Source organism: Nocardia macrotermitis, assembly GCF_009604405.1.
GTDB classification, from domain to species: domain Bacteria; phylum Actinomycetota; class Actinomycetes; order Mycobacteriales; family Mycobacteriaceae; genus Nocardia; species Nocardia macrotermitis.
Window position 1 is genome coordinate 71,759 of sequence record NZ_WEGK01000004.1, and the last position, 16,611, is coordinate 88,369.

General features: G+C 67.5%; 13 protein-coding genes. 8 read left to right on the forward strand and 5 right to left on the reverse strand.

Annotation, left to right across the window (positions count from 1 at the left end):
* Positions 1-210: 210 nt before the first annotated feature.
* A complete protein-coding gene (locus NRB20_RS38000; RefSeq protein ID WP_227833408.1) occupies positions 211-1,995 on the reverse strand; it encodes an FHA domain-containing protein in 1,785 nt (594 codons plus the stop codon).
* 378 nt (positions 1,996-2,373) lie between these two features.
* Here NRB20_RS38000 and NRB20_RS10530 point away from each other — a divergent pair, with 378 nt between their 5' ends.
* The 4 genes from NRB20_RS10530 to NRB20_RS10545 all read left to right on the forward strand — a co-directional run bounded on the left by NRB20_RS10530 (position 2,374) and on the right by NRB20_RS10545 (position 7,809).
* Positions 2,374-3,585: a DUF7373 family lipoprotein gene (locus NRB20_RS10530; protein ID WP_153409918.1), complete on the forward strand. Its 1,212-nt coding sequence runs from the start codon at positions 2,374-2,376 to the stop codon at positions 3,583-3,585.
* A 114-nt stretch (positions 3,586-3,699) separates the two neighbouring features.
* Positions 3,700-4,896: a DUF7373 family lipoprotein gene (locus tag NRB20_RS10535; protein ID WP_153409919.1), complete on the forward strand. Its 1,197-nt coding sequence runs from the start codon at positions 3,700-3,702 to the stop codon at positions 4,894-4,896.
* Complete coding sequence (locus tag NRB20_RS10540; RefSeq protein WP_153409920.1) at positions 4,893-6,140, forward strand: DUF7373 family lipoprotein; 1,248 nt, start codon at positions 4,893-4,895, stop codon at positions 6,138-6,140. The genes NRB20_RS10535 and NRB20_RS10540 overlap by 4 nt, the downstream gene beginning before the upstream one ends.
* A 94-nt stretch (positions 6,141-6,234) precedes the next feature.
* Positions 6,235-7,809: a serine/threonine-protein kinase gene (locus NRB20_RS10545; protein WP_153409921.1), complete on the forward strand. Its 1,575-nt coding sequence runs from the start codon at positions 6,235-6,237 to the stop codon at positions 7,807-7,809.
* A 34-nt stretch (positions 7,810-7,843) separates the two neighbouring features.
* Here the strand turns inward: NRB20_RS10545 and NRB20_RS10550 are convergent, their stop codons facing one another.
* Entirely contained in the window at positions 7,844-8,917 is a 1,074-nt protein-coding gene (locus tag NRB20_RS10550) for a glycosyltransferase (protein WP_227833433.1), read from the reverse strand.
* A 694-nt stretch (positions 8,918-9,611) separates the two neighbouring features.
* On the opposite strand from NRB20_RS10550, the gene NRB20_RS10555 reads away from it, so the two are divergent.
* Together NRB20_RS10555 and NRB20_RS10560 are read left to right on the forward strand one after the other, a co-directional pair.
* Positions 9,612-9,935: a WXG100 family type VII secretion target gene (locus NRB20_RS10555; protein WP_153409923.1), complete on the forward strand. Its 324-nt coding sequence runs from the start codon at positions 9,612-9,614 to the stop codon at positions 9,933-9,935.
* Between the two features lie 57 nt (positions 9,936-9,992).
* Positions 9,993-10,295, forward strand: a complete 303-nt coding sequence (locus NRB20_RS10560; RefSeq protein WP_153409924.1) for a WXG100 family type VII secretion target — start codon at positions 9,993-9,995, stop codon at positions 10,293-10,295.
* A gap of 63 nt (positions 10,296-10,358) precedes the next feature.
* Here NRB20_RS10560 and NRB20_RS10565 read toward each other — a convergent pair whose 3' ends face one another.
* The 3 genes from NRB20_RS10565 to NRB20_RS10575 all read right to left on the reverse strand — a co-directional run bounded on the left by NRB20_RS10565 (position 10,359) and on the right by NRB20_RS10575 (position 14,131).
* Entirely contained in the window at positions 10,359-11,468 is a 1,110-nt protein-coding gene (locus NRB20_RS10565; RefSeq protein WP_153409925.1) for a hypothetical protein, read from the reverse strand.
* 476 nt (positions 11,469-11,944) lie between these two features.
* Positions 11,945-13,450, reverse strand: coding sequence for an alpha/beta hydrolase (locus NRB20_RS10570; RefSeq protein ID WP_153409926.1), 1,506 nt, complete (start codon positions 13,448-13,450; stop codon positions 11,945-11,947).
* Positions 13,451-13,573: 123 nt separating this feature from the next.
* On the reverse strand, positions 13,574-14,131 hold the full coding sequence (locus NRB20_RS10575; protein ID WP_153409927.1) for a TIGR03086 family metal-binding protein: 558 nt from the start codon (positions 14,129-14,131) through the stop codon (positions 13,574-13,576).
* A gap of 229 nt (positions 14,132-14,360) precedes the next feature.
* Here NRB20_RS10575 and NRB20_RS10580 point away from each other — a divergent pair, with 229 nt between their 5' ends.
* Positions 14,361-15,092: a dienelactone hydrolase family protein gene (locus tag NRB20_RS10580; protein ID WP_153409928.1), complete on the forward strand. Its 732-nt coding sequence runs from the start codon at positions 14,361-14,363 to the stop codon at positions 15,090-15,092.
* Positions 15,093-15,462: 370 nt separating this feature from the next.
* Positions 15,463-16,593 carry a metallophosphoesterase gene (locus NRB20_RS10585; protein WP_319944724.1) on the forward strand — a complete coding sequence of 377 codons (1,131 nt, stop codon included), beginning with the start codon at positions 15,463-15,465 and terminating at the stop codon, positions 16,591-16,593.
* Positions 16,594-16,611: the final 18 nt, after the last annotated feature.

The following is a 16,611-nucleotide window of genomic DNA, read 5'->3' on the forward strand; positions in this document are numbered from 1 at the left end:
CGTCGGCGTCGTACCACGCCGACAACCCGCCGAGGTCGAGGTCGAGGTCGAGGTCGAGGAGGCAGCGTTATCCGAAAGGCGGGATCGCAACGGGGTCGTAGCGCAGGACGCGGTTGCCCAGCATGATCTCGGTGCCATGGGGCATGGCCATGGGCTGGTCGGGGACCAACTGCATCCAGTCCGGATAGAGCGGAGGTGGGAGAGGCAGCGCTATCCGAAAGGCGGGATCGCAACGGGGTCGTAGCGCAGCACCCGGTTGCCCAGCATGATCTCGGTACCGTGGGGCATGGCCATGGGCTGGTTGGGAACCAGTTGCATCCAGTCCGGATAGCCGGGCAGGCGGGCGCGGGTGCCGTTGGTGGAGCCGCGGTCCACGATGGTGGCATCCCAGTTGACCAGCCGGATCTCGGCGTGGGCGCGGGACATGCCGCCGGAGTTGTCCTCGAGCTTGATCGGGACCATCCCACGCTGGGCAGCCTCGGAGTGCTGCGGGTCGCGGCCCAGCACGGCGTCGGCGGCCACGGTGAACATGCTGCCGTCATCCAGGACGAGTACGCCCAGCGGCGGGCGCACCACGTCGGACGGCGGCTGCGTCTGATCCACCGGCATCCCGCACACGGTGCAGAACGCCGAGCGCGGATCACTGGGATGTGCCCGCGCACACTTGAATCCGACCACCCGCACCCCTGGCGCCCCACCACGATCGGGCATCGGCTCCGGATCTGCTTGCGGCGGTACCGAACTCGGCCGCCCCAACTGCGTCTGCGCCATCCGGGCAGCCATATCGGGCCCGGTGTTCGGCGGCGGGACCAGGGGCAGCGGCGGCGGAGTCGGCGAGGACGGCGCGAAGTTCCCGCCCCCACCCGGTAGCGGCGGCGGAACCAGAGCGTTGTCGATTCCCGTATTCGGCAGCGGCGAAGACGATGGTGCCGAGTCGTATTCACCAACCTGCGCAACATTCGGCAGCGGCGGCGGACCGAAATCCCCCGGTGTGCCCGAGCCCGGAAGCTGCGACGGACCGAAATCGCCCGGCACCCCAGGACTCGACAACGGTGACGGACCGAAATCGCCCGGCACGTCGGTACCCGGCAGCGGCGGTGGGCCGTAGTCGCCCGGTGCCCCAGTACCCGGCAGCGGCGGTGGGCTGAAATCTCCCGGCGTGCCCGAGCCTGGCAGTGGCGGTGGGCCGAAGTCGCCTGGTACCCCAGTACCTGGCAACAGTGACGGACCGAAGTCGCCCGGTGCCCCACCACCCGGCAACGATGGTGGGCCGAAGCCCGCCGCCACCCCGACACCGGGTAGCTGCGGCGCCGAGTCGTCGCTCGGACCGACGCCCGACGGCGGGGCGGTTCGCGGGTCCGAAAACGCTTGCGGTTCACCGGCGAAGGGCATCGATCCCGTCGATACGGAACGTCGCTGACCGCCCGGTTCGCCGTCCCGATCACGTGCCCGCGAACGCCGGCCCTCGAACCAGACGACCGCACCGGACGCCTGCGCCACGCCCTCGCCCAGCGCACCGATACCGCGCTCGGGCAGTTCCGGATCGTCGGCGGACTGCTCCTCGACGAAGATCGCGGCGGCACGCGCGGGCGTCGGCGCGACCCGATCCACCGCGAACCCGGCCTCCTCGCCGTGGAAGTACTCGACATCGTCGGTGTCGACCAGCATCGCGGTGACCGCGCCGTGCAGGAAGATCGCGATGCCACCGGTCTCGGACTGGGTCAGGATGCCCAGATCGACCGGCATATCGGGGCTGATCTGCTCAGCGTCGCGCATCAACCAGGTCGTCGCCTCCCGCGCGACCAACCGGCCGGGCCCGCCGGGAGCCTGCTCGGTCGCCTCGAAGACCAACTGGGACAGCGCCTCGGCCACCCGCATGGCGACCGATTCCTCCCGGACCGGACCGGACCCCCGATGGGCGACCAGCACGAGCGCACCCGCCACCCGAACCACGACATGGTTGCCCGGGACAACCTCGACCTGCCGATCCCTCAATGGAATCGGCCTCTGCGAACCGGGTACGCGGTCGTCACCACACGCACCAGGTTAGAGCAACGAATCAACCTCGGTTCCCGGACGGGGCGGCCCCGTCCCCCACACGCCATGACCCTCGTCCCCCACACGCCACACCCCGCGTCCCGACACACCACGCCGCTCGCCCGCACACACCACACCCCGCGTCCCGACACACCACGCCCGCTCATCCCCACACTCCACACACCACACCCGCTCGTCCCCACACACCACGCCGCTCGCCCGGACACGCCACGCCCCGTCCCGGACACGCCACACCGCCGCACGCGGACTGTTCCCGTGAGGGCCACCGGTCCGGTAATTTGTGAACAGATTTGCTGGAGATACGGGGGCTGGCCGATGGTTCACACAACACGTCGCGCAGGGATCGTATTCGCAGCGGCAACCGCGGTCGCGGTGCTGGCCGGGTGCGGGGTGAAGGGCACCCCGGTCGCGGGCGAGATCGATGTGCGCACCCTGGATGTCGGCAGTTACGCCGTCGACAAACACAGCTTTCGGCAGACCGCCGCCGATCAGGGCGCGCTCGTCGAGGGCATGCGGATGTCCCGGGCGGTGGTGCCCGCGGTCGTGATCGATCCGTCGCTGAAGGTCGGGCAGGGCGGCCACGTCGTGCTGAACAACACCGAGGCGACCACCCGGCTGCTGGCCGCGGTGTCCAAGCCGATCCTGGACCGGGAGAACCTGCTCACCGGCTACACCGCCTCCGGCGCGGACAAGTCCGACGATCCGGGCACCTCCATCTCCACCTCCGACACCACCTCGGTCACCAATTTCGTGATGCGTTTCGCCGACGACGACACCGCGAAGCGGACCGCGCAGGAACTCGAGGACGCCGACTTCGGCGTCGCCCCCGACCTGAACAAGAAGCTGTCGGTGTCGAAATACCCTGACGCGCTGGTGCACTGGCGTCCCGGCATCTCCAATGTCGGCGCGTTCCTGGCGCACAAGAACTTCGTGATCTCGCTGTTCATCCAGCGGCCCAAACCCGATGCGGACGATCTGACGTCGTGGGTGCAGAAGGCGCTCGACGCGCAGGTCCCGGCACTCGACAAGTTCCAGGCCACCCCGAAGGACGGCTTCTCCGGCCTCCCGGTCGATCCGGACGGGCTGCTCGGGCGCGCGGTGATGCGCGACCGCGACAAGGACACCCCCGACCGCGACCGCTTCGCCAGTTACGGCCCCAACGATTTCCTGAACATCGCCGAGGACGAGACCACCCGCCAGCGCCTGGTCGCCGACACCGGCTTGGACGCGGTCGCCATCGCCGACACCAGCACGGTGCTGCGGGTGCGGGACGCGGCGGCGGGCGGGCGGCTGATCAGCGGCCTGGTCTCGGCATCGGGTTCGGCCTACAGCCCGACCGACGCGCCGGACGCTCTCCCGGGCGCGAAATGCCTCCAGCTGGGCAGCTCCAGCGTGCACTCGAATTCGGCGAAATTCCGCTGCTACATCCCGCACGGCCGCTACGTCGAGGTGGTCATCAGCAACGACCAGTCGGATATGAAACAGAAGGCCTCGGCCGCCTACGCACTGCTGGCGAACAGCATGTGAGTGGGCTCGCACGCGGCGGCAAATCACTGGCATCGGCACCGGCCCCCGTGTGTACACTACCGGCGGGCCGCGGCCGAGCCATCGCGCGGCGGCCGGTCCCACGGGAGGGGTTTCATGCGCAGGACGAACGTTTTCGTAGCGGCGATGCTGCTGGTCACGGCGTGTGTCGCGGGCTGCGGAACCGGGTCGGACACCACCCCGGCGGACCCCGTCATCGACCTGAACACCCTGGATTTCGGCCCGTACGACGCCACCCCGCACGAGATGGGCAAGCCGAAGAACGACCTGCAGGCCCACGATTTCGAGGCCGAACGTCTCGGTGACATCGTGCCGCTGGCCATGGACATCGATCCGTCGCTGACCTTCGGCGGTAATTCCGGCACCCTGGTCTTCGACGATCCCAAGGGCACGCAGCTGCACAATTTCGGCGACTTCAGCCATTTCGCGGAGGATGCCCCCAATTTCATCGGCGGCTACATCAGTTACGGGATGAGCAGCCGGAACAACGACGGTATCGAACTGGTCAACGCGGTGCTGCTGTTCCCCGACGAGAAGCAGGCCGCCGACGCCGCCACCGCGCTGGAACACCGCGACTTCCTCGCCAAACCCGGTCAGCAACCGGTGCCGATCCCGAAATACCCTGCCGCCCACGCCCATTGGACCCCCGATACGCAGGCGATCAACAGCTGGTACGCCACCGGGAAGATGGTCGTCTTCACCTCCGAGTACGACCAGGCGAAGATCTGGTTCAAACACACCGATCTGCCCGCGCTGGTCGCGATGGTGACCAAATGCCTGGACACGATCGTCCCGGCGCTCGCGAAATTCACCCCGACGCCGGTCGACCAGCTGTCCGACAAACCCATGGATATCGAGGGCATGCTCGGCCGCACCATGGTCCGCCCGAAGGCCGCGTCGGGTGAATGGCTGAATCCGCCGGTGGTGTTCCACGCGCACGCCGCGCTGGGCTGGACCACCGATCCGATCGCCGACCAGAAGACCTATCAGCGCGACGGCGTGGATCTGTACGCCGAATACGGCAATACGCTGTTCCGGGCCCGGGACGCGGCCGCGGCGAAGGATGTCCGCGATCAACTCGGCGATCCGGCGAAACATTTCAAATCCGCCCCGCCACCCCGAAATCTGCCGATCGCGAAATGCCGCCAGTACCACGGGCCGGTGACCGCGGCCGTGCATTTCTACTGCTCGGTCGCCTACGGACGGTATGCGTCGCAGGCGTGGGGCGAACAGCTGCTCGATGCGCAGCAACGTATTTCGGCGCAGTACGCGATTCTGGTGAGGGCGAAATGACCACGACATCGCGCACCCGCAAATGCGCCGCACTGCTCGGCAGTATCGCGGCCGTGGCGGCGCTGAGTTCCTGCGGCACCGAACACGGCACCGCGACACCGGGTGAGATCGATGTCCGCACCCTGGACATCGGCACCTTCCCGGTCGATCCGCTGGACATCCACCTGGACAGCCCGCCGGGACTGGTGCACGCCTCGCAGGTCGGCGGCCTGCGACTGAGCGAATACGTGGTGAACGCGTCCGATATCGACCCGCACCTGACCTTCGGGTTGCGCTCGACGACGTTCACCAGCGGCACCCTGCCCGGCCCGTTCGGCAACGACGCCGCCATGACCGCGGTCGCCAAGCGCGACAACATGTATTTCGGCTTCGAGTCGGTGGGCTCGGATACCGACGGTTTCCTCAGTTCCGGCGACTGGCCCTCGCAGTCGGAGAAGAACGCCACCTCGATCGATCTGATGGTGATGCAGTTCCCCGACGCCGACACCGCCGGACGCGCGGCCACGGATTTCTCCAACGCCGATATCGGAATCACCAGGAACCAACCGCTCGCGATCGGCAAATATCCTGCCGCGCACGCGAATTGGCGGCCGGGCACCGCGGTGGCGCGGTCGTTCCTGGCGCACGGCTCCTACGTGGCCGCGGTGGCGGCCTTCGCGCCGACCGCCGATCCGCAGAACCTCACCACCCTCGTCGAGAAGACCTACGACACGGCGTTCCCGGTGCTGGATCAACTCCAGCCGATCTCGGACGAGGACACCGCGCGGCTGGACTGGGATCCGGAGTACATGATCAGCCGCGCGCTGAACCCGGATCAGTTCGCCACCATCGGTTTCGAGGACGAGAACGCGGCGTTCGGCACGCGCGGCATCCTGCACTACATGCCCTTCCGCGCCGAGGCGAAGAAGGTCTTCACCGCGATGAACGCCGAGAAATTCGCCAGAACCGATGCCGCACTGGTGGTCCGGACCAAGGACACCGCCTCGGCGCTGAAAGCGGTGCACGACAAGCTGACTCCGGACCCGCACGGATCGACCGCCACCGCCGCCGTGCCGAAGATCGCCGATTCGGCCTGTGTGCAGAACGATACGGATGCGGATGTCTACATGAACCGCAAACGTTTCACCTGTCTGGTCGCGTACCGCAATTATGTCGGCTACGTGGATTCCGATCAGGTGCTGGACGCGCATCAGCGGGCCGCCGCGCAATACGCCCTGTTGGCCAACAGTCAATGGGAACCGTAGCCGGACCGTGCCCGGGTGAGGCCGGGTATGCTCCGCCAGAGTACGACCCGACCGGAACCTGCACCACCCGCGATCGACCAGGAGTATGTGAGAAATGGCGATGAGTCCCGGCACCATCGTCGGTGGGTATCGAATCGAGCGGGTGCTCGGCGCGGGCGGAATGGGCACGGTATACCTGGGCAAACATCCGAGCCTGCCACGCATGGACGCGATCAAGGTGCTCAGCACCGAACTCTCGGCCAATGCCGAATTCCGCGGCCGTTTCGAGCGCGAGGCGAATCTGGCTGCGGGACTGGATCATCCGAATATCGTCTCGGTCTACAACCGCGGCGAGGAGGACGGCCAACTCTGGATCGCGATGCAGTACGTGCAGGGCACCGACGCGTCGGCCGAACTGGCCCGCGACCGGCACGCCATGACGCCGCTGCGGGCGTTGCGCATCGTCACCGAGGTCGGCCGGGGCCTGGACTACGCGCACCGGCGCGGGCTGCTGCACCGCGACGTGAAACCGGCCAATTTCCTGCTGTCCGCCGGTGACGGCGACGACGAGGAACGGGTGCTGCTCACCGATTTCGGGGTCGCGAAGTCCACCGAGGATCCGAACGAGCTGACCCAGACCGGCAGTTTCGTGGCCACCATCGCCTACGCCTCACCCGAACAACTCCAGGGCAATCCGGTCGATCACCGCGCCGACATCTACAGTCTCGGCTGCGCCTTCTACAAGCTGCTGACCGGCCAGAACCCTTATCCGGCAATGCAACCGGCGATGGTCATGATGGGCCACCTGTACGAGCCGCCGCCGCGCGCGACCGCCGTGCACCCCGGCCTGCCCGAGGCACTGGACCAGATCTTCGCGCGGGTGCTGGCGAAGAATCCGGCCGAGCGGTTCAACACCTGCCGCGAGTTCACCGATGCGGCCACCGGGGCCCTGGTGCCCGGATACAACCCGATCCGCACCTCCACCTCGCCGACCTACCCGATCCAGGTGCCCGGTCAGCCGTCCACCGATCCGCGCGCGAATCTGTCGGGTTCCTATACCGCACAGGGGAATTCCGGTCCGGGTGAGCCGGATCTGTCCGCGCTGCTGGCCAAGCCGCCGGGTCGCCGCAGGTGGCTGATCCCGGCGATCGTCGGCGTCGTCGTGGTGGCCGCCGCGGCGGGGATCGGGGTCTGGGCCACGCAGGGCGGCGATCAACCGGCCACACCCACCACGACGACCAGCGCCGCCGCCGCGCCGAGTTCGGTGGCCGAGGCCAAACAGCAGAATCCGGCCTTCGCCGGGAAGACCATCACCATGGTCGACATCACCGACGACGACAAGGTCGCGATCTATCTGGGCGGCACCCCGCAGACCGAATTCCTGCAGGGGCTCGGCTTCGTCTACAACCTGAACTACACCAAACAGGGCACCCAGACCTCGCCGAAACCGATGAGCGACTACGACACCCTCAACGCCGCGGACGGCAGCTACATCCTCGCGGTGCGCAGCGACAAGGCCGCGGGCGGCGGCGGGCTGCTCGGGCTGCCGTACGAGGTGAGCACGTCCAAGGCGACGGTGATCCCGCTGGACGATCCGATCGCGGTCACGGCCATGCGGAACTGGGGAAGCGATTCGGAGAAGACCGAGTTGAGCCGGCTGATTCCGGTGTTGCGCAAGCACATTCAGTGAGTTCGACTCCGGTGGGCACGGCCCGGGTGCCGGGTCACAACGCGTAGAACCCGTCGCCCCACAGGGTTTCCAGATGCCGGAAGTAGTCCTCGTACTGCTGCGCGACCACATCGGTGGAGAACCGCCCGACCGCGTAGTCCCGGATCGCCTGATAGTCCAGGTCGTCCACCGCGTCCGCGGCCGCGCAGAACTGTCGCAGCGACCGGCACCGGAATCCGGTGACGCCCTGCTGCACGGTCTCACTGAACGCACCCCAATCGGTGGTGATGACCGGCGTCCCGCACAGCATCGCCTCCACGTGCACCCCGCCGAACGGCTCCAGATACAGCGAGGGCACGAAAACCGCTCGGGCACGGCTCATCAGCTCACCGCGTCGCACCGGATCCACCACGCCGACGTATTCGCCGAATTCCGGTGGCGTTCCGGCACCGGCGATCACCAGTCTGCGATCGAGGGCGCGGCAGGTGTCCACCGCGATCTGATAGCCCTTGGCCTCGATCAACCGGCCGATGAACAGGTAGTAGTCGTCCTTCTCCGCGGAGAACGGGAACTCCGGCGCCTCGAAGTAATTCGGGATCACCGCGTCGAAGAATCGGCCGCGATCACTCATGATTCCCGGCAGTGTCGTATGTGCGCCATGTACCGCATGCATCCACGCATAACTTTCGAACACCCGGTATTTCGCGAAGACCCCGCTGTAACCGATACCGAATTCCACCGTCATCAGGTGCGGCAGCGCGGCGCCGATCGCCTCCTGACAGGTGCCGCCGATGATGCACAGGAAATCCCGCGGCTGCGCGCGTTCGGCGATGGCCGCGGCGGCCCGGCCGTTCGTGATCACCCAGTGTTCGTCGTTCTTACCCCAGGTGATGTTGATCGGACCGTCGAAGAAATCGTTGTTGCCGAACCATTCCCGCTGTTCGTCCTTGGTCACGATGGTGACCAGTTCGGCGCAGGCGGCCTCGTTCTCCTGCGAGGCGTACAGGAACACCTCGTGTCCGAGCCCGGACATCATGTCGCAGAATCGGCGCACCTTCTGGGTATAGGCACACGGCGAATACGACCGGGTGGTCTGCGTATGCGGCAGATTGACGACGTGGAAACGCATCGTGGACACTTCGGCTACCCGACCAACTTCTCCCGTGACGATGTGGCGGACGTTACCCTACGACGCCGGACCGACTCGTCCCGTACGCGGTGAGTGGCCGGACCGGACCCATACCTGTGGCCCCGGGGGCGCGCGATTGGTAGGGTAAAGCGGCAGTCATGCCCGATAATTGGGTACAGCGGCACCTCGGGGGAAGGAGAACATACGCCGCACAGCATGCGCGATGCTCGCCGCAGGGGTGTCTCGAGCGGACGAATCCATCACGCGGAGCCGTACTTTCAGCCGTTCCGGCCCCACTTCAACGCAGCAGCAGGGCAAGGGGAACCGAATCGGTGCATGTTGCGTCCAAGTACCTGTAGCTCGAATTCCGTCGACGAGACGGGGTTCACATCTCCGGCCGTCCGGTCGGGCTCCATTGCGGGAGGCGAGGAAAGGAGGGTTCTGATTCGAGGCCGCGGCGCCTCGACTGCCCCTGGTATCAGAGCCGGTTGCTCCGACAGCACTGGCGAGATAGCGTCCACACAGGTGCATCTCGCGTGACGTGAGCACACCAGATCGGCTCCATCGCCTGGGGGGTGCCCTTCATACTGGGGCAAAGTTGGATGGAACCGAACGGACGTCGTGCACGTCCAAGAAGACATACCGATCGCGACGGACGAACGTCGCGACTCGTTGACCCGAGAGGAGCACCACTGTGGCTGGCAAGCTCGAAGCCAATGTCGATCAGATGAACACGTTCTCCAAGAACATGGAGGACCAGCACCAGAAGCTGATCACCCACATCCAGTCCACCAAGGCGGATCAGGAACAGACCACCGCCAGCTGGAGCGGTCAGGCGCGTTCGGCCTTCGACCAGTTCATGGAGCGCTACTACGAGCAGGCGCAGGCCATGAACAACAAGCTGTCGAACACGGTCGAGAGCCTGATGAAGACCGCCGACAGCTACTCCAAGCAGGACGAGGAGTTCCAGGCGCAGATCTCCAAGCAGAACTCCAGCCTGGACCTGCCCGCCATCTGATCCTGCCCGGTATCCAAGTTCCGGCTTCCTGATCACCACGTTCAAAAGGAGCATTCCATGGCCGCCAACGATCCCTCGCGGATTTCAGCCAATTTCGGCGATGTCGCCGCAGGTGCCGACGCGTTCATCAGCCGCGCCCGCAACCTGATGTCCGACCTGGAGGACTTCCACAAGCAGGTCACCGACTTCGTCACCAACCACTGGCAGGGTGACGCGAACGACGCGTTCTCGCAGCTGCAGTCGCAGTGGAACCAGAACATCGTGCAGCTGAACACCACCCTGCAGGGTGCGGCTCAGCTCGTGCACACCGGCAACTCGGACCTGCAGTCGCGCGACTCCTCGCTCGCGGGCCTGTTCTGATCCGTTTCTCCCGCACCTGAGCCCCGGCGAATATCGCCGGGGCTCAGTTGTTTTCGTGGCCCGTCAGCGCAGATCGCGCACGCTGGTGAGGATTTCGTGTGCCTGGGCGGGGGTCAACTCCCCCTGGGTGCCGCGGTCGGCGAGGATCGTCAGGACCAGCACCGAGCCCGACGCGCCTCGAAAAGCGAAGGTGTACACCGAGAATGTCGTTGTGCTGCAACCGGTTCGGCTGGGCGTCCAGGTCCCGGAGGTCTCCACGTACTGTCCGGTGATGCCGCTGCGGGTGGTCAGTTCGACGGCCGGTGTGGCAGTACCGCCACCCGAACCGCCGTAACTGGTCTGCGCCGCGGTGGTGCCGACGGCCGTCGCCGCCCGCGCCGGATCCCCCTGCCCCGAATCGGTGAGCGTGGCCACCGCCCGGTACCCCGACCCCGGACAGTAACGCGCCCCTTCGTCGGCCTGACCGCGCCCGGTGAATCCCCCGATCGTCCACGTGGTGTGCGCCGGTTCGACGACCCACCCGGTCGGCACGTCGTACCCGATCCCGAAGGCGGGCACCGCAACTCCCTGATACCCCCGGATCACCGGCTCGGTCGCACTGGTGTCCGGACTGATCGTCGCCTCGACCGGCGCGGACGGCGTCACCTGCACCACCACGGCCCGCTGCGACACCCGGCTCGACACGGTCACCCCCACCACGACCGCGACGATCACCACCACCCCGGCCACCACCAGCATCCCGAGCCGCTTCCGGCGCGATTCCCCCGAATTCGCCTGCCGCACAACCTGCTCGGACGCCGAAGCCGCACTGGAAGATCCGCTCCCGACCTGCCGCCGCCCCGACTCCCGTTCATCCGCCGTCCCCTGATCCCCGAACCGGGTTGGGTCCGAAGCCGATTCCCCATCCCCCACCCGATCCCCCGACTGCCGCACACCCGCCAACGCATAACTGACCTGCCACCCGGCGGCCCCGTACTGCCCATTCGCCCCCGGCGACATCCCCGCCTCCCCGGCCATACTCTCCGCACCCGCACCCGCACCGGATCCGGATTCCACCTGTCCCGCAACGAGAAAGCGCAACTCATCGGCGGTCGACAACCCCGCCTCCTCGCCCACTACCTCCGCAGCGGATTCCCCCCCACCACTCCCCCAGCGATCATCGTTCTCTGTCACGCCCATTCGTTCCTAGTCCGCGCGGCTGCCTCGGCACCCATGATGCCCGCACGACCCGTCCAAGGCGACAGAGAACCACCGTGCCGTGCTCACTCGCGGACGTCAGCTCGACCCCGGCAACGCCCGGCCGACGACGATGCCCGATCCCGATATCCACGAATCACCCTGTAGCCGAACCGGTTGCGCACCGATGTCGCGACGCTGTGGGCAATGCATCCCCACGACGCGACGATGCCCTGTCGATGCGGGTATCTCCGATGCGCACCGATGTCGCGACGCTGTGGGCAGTGCATCCCCACAACGCGACGATGCCGTTCAGCCTGCCGATGCGGGTATCTCCGACGCGCACCGATATCGCGACGCTGTGGGCAATGCATCCCCACAACGCGACGATGCCGTTCGGCCTGCCGATGCGGGTATCTCCGACACTCGGGCATGCGTGTGCCGATCGGTCCCGGGTGCGGACTTCCCCGATGTCACTTCGGGAAGTACTCCGGGTCCGGTTCGCAGGTGATGTCCGTATCCGGCAGCGCGCCGGTGGCGAGGTAGGTGTTGACGGCGTCGTTCAGGCAAGGGCTGAGGCCGACGCGGAAGGCGCCGTGAATTCTGGTGTCTGCCAAGGTGACCAGGCGGGAGGCGGTGAGGTCGCGGTGCAGGGCGAGGCCGCCCTGGTAGGCGGTGCGGGTGTCGTGGACGGTGGCCAGGACCAGGGCGGGGGTCGCGTTCCGCACCCGGGTCGCGGGTTCCAGCGGGGTGGGCCAGTAGGCGCAGGCGGTGATGTTGTTGGCGAACGCGCCGAATACCGGCTGGGTCGGGCGGGCCGCCTCGATATTGCGGTAGTACCAGGCCGGATCGCGGGGCGCGGCGCGGTCGTCGCACATCACCGCGGCCATCCCGGACGCCTCCAGCGGCACCGCGCCGCTGATCTTGGATTTGAGTTTCGCCACGTCCAGCGGTTTGCCGTCGGCGCCGTCGGACACCATCCGCACCACCTCGGCCAGATTGGCATTCATCTTCGGATTCGACAGCAGCGCCAGCAGCATCATCGGGACGGTGTGCTCGTCGACCAGATAGGCGGAACCGAGGCTGATCACCGGATGTTTCGCCGCGCGGCGGATGGTGTCCTCGACGAAGGCGCGCACCTGCGGCGCGGTCGTGCCGAAGTGGTATTCGTCGTCGTGCCGGGCGGCCCACGCGGCCCAGTCGTCCAGGGCGTACTCGTTGATCGGGCCCATGTCCTGATACATGCCGACCCAGTAGCGATCCGGATCGATGGCGCCGTCCAGCACGATCCGATCACTGCCCGACGGGAACATCTGCGTGTACACCGCACCCAGATAGGTGCCGTAGGACGCGCCGTAATAGCTGATCCGGTCGACGCCGAGCGCCCCCCGGATGACGTCCATGTCGCGGGCGGTGTTGCGCGTGGTGATGTTGCGGAGCTTATCGATGTCCCCGGCCAGGCAGGACGCGGCGAGCGCGGCGGCCACCCCGGTATCGCGGGCCAGGCCGAACACGTCGAATCCGGCCGAGAACAGCAGGGTCGGCAGCGGTATCGCGCAGTTCACCGGATTCGAACGGCCGATACCGCGCGGATCCATGCCGATCAGGTCGTATTGCGCCCGCACATCGGCGGACAGCACCTTCTGCACGCTGGTCATCGTGCGCAGTCCCGGGCCGCCGGGCCCACCCGGATTGGACAGCAGCACCCCGCGCCGCCGCGCCGGATCGGTCGCCGCGATCCGCGAGATCGCGAGGGTGAGCGTGCGGCCGTCGGGGTGGGCGTAGTCCAGCGGGACAAGCACTCCCGCGCACCGCGCACCGGCGGCGTCCAGGGCGTCGTCGTGACAGGACTGCCAATCCAACCGCTGCCCGTAGAACCGGTCCAGCGGATCCTGCGCCTGGGCAGGACCCGCGGTGAGACCGGCGACGAGCACGATCCCCATCATCGAAACGAGCCAGCGAAACCACCGTGTCGGCATCGGCACTCCTCGCAGAAAAGCCACCCCTGTGCGAACCTCATCTACAGGTACAGGTTCTTCCTCCAGCATGCGGGAAGACGCGCCCGGACCGCACGCGGATAAGGGGGAAATTCGGGCGGGACTTCAGATCACGCGGCCGGTGAAGGCGGCGAGTCGATCGAGTGCGGGGGCGTCGGCGGCAATGGATCGCTCGTCGTCGAAACGTCCGGCGCGGGACTGCCCGGCCAGTTGCGCCCTGATGTTCGCAAGTGCGTCCTGCACCAGATCCTCCGGCAACTCGACGCGAATTCCCGTGGCGCGGGCCAGATCCCAGGCGTGGGTGAGCAGATCCGCGATCCGGATCCGCAGCCGCCCCGCGCCGGTGGCATCGCCCAGCGGTCCGGTGAACGTCCGTTCCAGCACCCCGGGCGCACCGAACGCGGCCGTCACCGCGGCGGCGGAGGTGCGGTAGGCCGCGAGCGGATCCGCCCCGAGCGGATCCGCCTGCCGATCCGGCATCGGACCGTCCGTCAGCAAGGCCGTGAACACGAGATTCAGCCCGACCAGATGGCCGACCACATCGCGCACGGTCCAGTCGGTGCACGGCGTCGGCGCGGCCCACTGCCCGGGTTCGATCCGCGCGATCAACTGCCCCACCGCTTCGAAGGCCCGCTCGAGATCGGCGACGAGATCTGATGTCATGCCCCGAGCCTATGGTCGTTCCCCTTGCCGGAAAACATGTTTCGTCCTCCGCGAAAAACCCTTTGGCAGGGCGCGGCGGCCGCTGTTAGCCTTCCGGGGACCGTGCGAGAGCCGAGGAGGTGGTACCCGTGAACACATTGACGACATGGGTGCTCCCCTCAGGGGTCACGGTCGGGCGGTAGTAGGTCGTCCGGGAGCGCCGTTCGCAGCACTTCCGAAAGGCACGACCATGCACTTCACTTCCGAAAAGCGTTTCGACGACGGCGTCCTCGAACGCGCATTCACCCTCGACGAGATTCCCGGCTTCCTGTGGACGCCCGAATCCGTCACCGCGACAACGCCTTTGATCCTGATGGGCCATCCCGGCGGGCTCAGCAGGATGTATCCGAGGCTGGCGGCCCGGGCCCGGCACACGGTGTCGGCGGGGTTCGCCGCGGCCACCATCGAACTGCCCGGCTGCGAGGGCCGGCCCTGTTCCGCCGACTCCCTGCGGGCCCGCGGCGAAATGCAGCGGGCGCTGGCGGCGGGCGAGCCGGTCACCCCCGAGGTCATCGACCGGCTCATCCTCCCGCTGGCCGAGCAGGCGGTCCCGGAATGGCAGGCCCTGCTGGACGCCGGGCTCGAACTGCCCGGCATCGGCGGTCCGGCCGGGTACGCGGGCGGTTTCATCTCCATCGGCCTGCGGATGGCGCTGCTCGAGCCACGGATCGCGGCGGCAACCCTGTTCGCCGGGAGTTTCGTCCCCCGCAGCATGCTCGAGGAGGCCCGGCAGGTCGAGATTCCGCTGCTGGTCCTGTTGCAGTGGGACGACGAGGGCAACGATCGGCAACTGGCCCTGGACCTGTTCGACGCCTTCGGCTCGAAGGAGAAGGCACTGCACGCCAACCTCGGTGGGCATACGGGCGTCCCGGAGTCCGAGGGTGACGACGTGACCCGGTTCTTCACGCGACACCTGAAGTAGAACCGGTCGGCGGCCGCTGATCCGACCATCGCTCGTCGAGGCAGTTCCGCCCGCCTCGACGAGCGATGCCCGGCACGCACGACCGCCTCCGATCGCGCCGAACCTGTCGCGGCTGCGGCCGATCGGGGCGCCGTCGGCACAGCTGCCGAGATGAATGCCGCACGACCGGCGATCGCGTCAGCCGGCGCACCGTGACGCCACTGGGCTGGGGATGGCAGCGGGCGCTCGTCAGCCGCATACACGCCCGTTCACCCGCGATCCGTCGGCGGGAATGCGCGTCACGACGATCCGGAAAACAGGCGTTCGTGCCGGGTATGGTCGATTGGGCCGGGTGTGGTGCCCTGCGCTCACACGGACGAGGACGACCCTGGTGAAATACATTCCGCGCCTGATCATCTTTCTGGCGATCCCCGCGATCCTGTTCGCGCTGCCGTGGTGGACGGTGGTCGGGGCGGTCACGACCGGGACGGCGTTCTGGATCGGCACCGCGATCTTCCTACTCGGATACGTCTGTCTACCTGCGGGTATGTTCTTCGGGCACGGCCCCGCGCAATCCGATGCCGCGTCGATCGTGGGCGATACGTTGCTGGGGGTGATGTGGGTCGTCTTCACGTCGTCGGTGATCGGGAACATCGTCGGTCTGGTGCTGGGCGCGGCGGGAGTGCACGATCCGGCGCGGTCGCGGATCATCGCGGTGGGGGTGCTGGCCCTCGCGGCGGTGCTGGTGGCGTGGAGTATTCGCGAGGCGCGGCGGGTGCCCCGGGTGCGCCGCGTCGAGGTACCGATCCGCGGCCTCGGACCGGGCCTGGACGGCCTGCGGCTCGTGGTGATCACCGACACCCACTACGCGGCGCTGAACCGGCTGCGCTGGTCGGAGCGGGTGGTCGAGATCGTCAACGACCTGCAACCCGATATCGCCTGTCACGCAGGGGATCTCGCCGACGGCTCGGTGGCGAAACGACACCCGCAGGTCGACCCGTTGGCCAAGGTCGCCGCACCGCTGGGCCGGTTCTACATCACCGGCAACCACGAATACTTCGGCGACGCCCCCGGCTGGCTCGAGCACATGACCTCCCTCGGCTGGCAGCCGCTGCGCAATCAGCACGAGATCATCACCCGCGACGGCGACCGCCTGGTCATGGCCGGTATCGACGACCCGACCGGCAAGGGCCTGCCCGGACACGGCCCGGACCTCCCCGCCGCCCTCGCCGACGCCGACCCGCACCTGCCCGTCGTCCTGCTCGCCCACCAACCCCGGCAAGTGGCCGACGCGGTGAAAGCCGGTGTCGCCCTACAGATCTCCGGCCACACCCACGGCGGACAGATCTGGCCCTTCCACTACCTGGTCCGCCTCGAACAACCGGTCGTAGCGGGCCTGAGCACCCACGGCACCCACACCCGCCTCTACACCAGCCGCGGCACCGGCTTCTGGGGCCCGCAGCTGCGCCTGTTCGCCCCCAGCGAGATCACGGTCCTGACCCTGCGTCCCGAATCGTCCTGAGCCACAACGTTTCACCCG